Source organism: Propionibacterium acidifaciens DSM 21887, assembly GCF_000426605.1.
Classification (GTDB): domain Bacteria; phylum Actinomycetota; class Actinomycetes; order Propionibacteriales; family Propionibacteriaceae; genus Propionibacterium; species Propionibacterium acidifaciens.
Genome location: NZ_AUFR01000078.1, coordinates 1 through 1,610, shown reverse-complemented (window position 1 = coordinate 1,610; position 1,610 = coordinate 1). Strand labels below are relative to the sequence as shown.

Here is a 1,610-nt window from a genome sequence, read left to right as displayed (position 1 = left end):
GCCACGGGAGGCGTGCAGGACCGCCTCGGCCTTCATCCCGGCGAGCACGCGACTGCCGGAACGCCTCCTCCACCCGACCAGGACGGCGGTCTCCTCCGGGGCGACCCCGACCCGCACGCCCCCACCGCATCCGAAACAGCACAGGAAACCCACGAAAAACACGGTTCCGTTTCATGCCGGCCATAGAGCTGGGGTTATCAAGAGTTTTGAATAAGCTTCCCAGGTGCCCAACTGTCCTGCGCCGTCAGGTGACAATTATCCAATTGTCAATAAATTGAGGTATGTTCACAGGAGTTAGATTATGATCATTGTCCCTGGTCGAAGCCCCCTCGGTGAACTCTGTGAATAAGCCTCATTGTCACTCGAAAATGTCGGTAGCGATTGATCTGTAGATCTCATGCAGATTAAGATTGTCGTTCAAGACATGCCCGTCCTCGACAATCTTAATTTCACCATTGAGACCGATATTCCGAACCCCATCAAAAGCACAAAACAATCCGAAAAGGGCGGCATCGGCAGCCTGGGTTGCGACCTTACGGACCAACTCCTTCTCTTGGGCGGAGAGAATCGAATACCATTCGTTTAAGGAAACAAGTGAAGTATGTGGCTTTCTCCCCGGGGGATCCTCGATCAATTCAATGGCATCCGAAATGGCTGGTCTGAATACCCACTTGACAATCATCTCCATAAATTCTTCGACTTGAGTATAATCACGACCAGTCATTAATCTCCTCCAATTCCATAGGTTTTACTCGCCAGTTCATCAATATCTTGAATCGCTGAAGATGGGGCCCTTGTGTAAGTTGTGAGATCTTGTATGTCACCTGCCAGTTGATGCTCGGGGGTGCAGTTAACGTTTCCACGTTTAGTGGGGATTATCATGTGCTTTTTCTTGGGAAGTGCGATCGCGGTTCCTGTTTTTCTGTCGTAGCCGTCGATTACCTGTTCGGCTGCGTGAGCTTGAGGAACATGGTGTATGTCGAGACCATCACCAGTGACCGATCGTGCTTTCAGGTCATTGTAGGTCCCTACTTCGTAGGGCTCCACTGGTCCGCATCTGTTGGGGTTGGTGTTGTTGTGGACGAGGATGGGTTGTCCGGTGGTGGTGGTGACGTGGTAGTTGTGGTGGCCGGTGATGGCGAGGTTGTGGACGGTCTCGGTTCGTCCGGTGGCCTGGATCGACACCACTGGAGTGATGTAGGTTTTTCAGGCAGTGGTTGATGGGTGGTCTCGGGCTGCTGCCTTGTGCTGTTGTCTCCATTCTGTGTCGGCTTGGTCGGGGGTCCGGTGGTCGATCGCCGAGTGGAGACGCTTGCGATCGCATCGTGACCCGGTCCGGGCTGTCACGTCCCGGATTGCATGGTTTCGGGTCGAGTGGACCTTACGGTTCACGAGTTCTTCCCTCGAGACCGCGTTGAACGACTCGGCGGCGGCATTGTCATAGCAGCTGCCGGTCCGCCCGACGGACGGGAGAACCCCGCGGTCGGTCATGAACCCCGTGCATCCGGCCGACGTGCATCGAGCCCCCCGACCCGAGTGAAAGACCGTGACACCACGGATCGGTGGACAGGCCCGGCGCGGCCATGACCGAGGCCTCGGCGACGAGTCCG

At 55.7% G+C, this 1,610-nt stretch carries 3 protein-coding genes; all 3 read right to left on the bottom strand.

All coding sequences use genetic code 11. From position 1 onward, the window contains the following. Window positions 1-358: 358 nt before the first annotated feature. From K336_RS18840 to K336_RS20295, 3 genes are read right to left on the bottom strand one after another with little or no spacing between them, the layout of a single operon-like run. Window positions 359-724: a hypothetical protein gene (locus tag K336_RS18840; RefSeq protein WP_155945125.1), complete on the bottom strand. Its 366-nt coding sequence runs from the start codon at window positions 722-724 to the stop codon at window positions 359-361. Continuing rightward, window positions 724-1,188 (bottom strand): hypothetical protein, encoded by a 465-nt coding sequence (locus K336_RS19485; RefSeq protein ID WP_211223518.1) that lies wholly within the window; start codon window positions 1,186-1,188, stop codon window positions 724-726. The genes K336_RS18840 and K336_RS19485 overlap by 1 nt, the downstream gene beginning before the upstream one ends. A gap of 18 nt (window positions 1,189-1,206) precedes the next feature. Then, complete coding sequence (locus tag K336_RS20295; protein ID WP_081660864.1) at window positions 1,207-1,491, bottom strand: integrase core domain-containing protein; 285 nt, start codon at window positions 1,489-1,491, stop codon at window positions 1,207-1,209. Window positions 1,492-1,610: the final 119 nt, after the last annotated feature.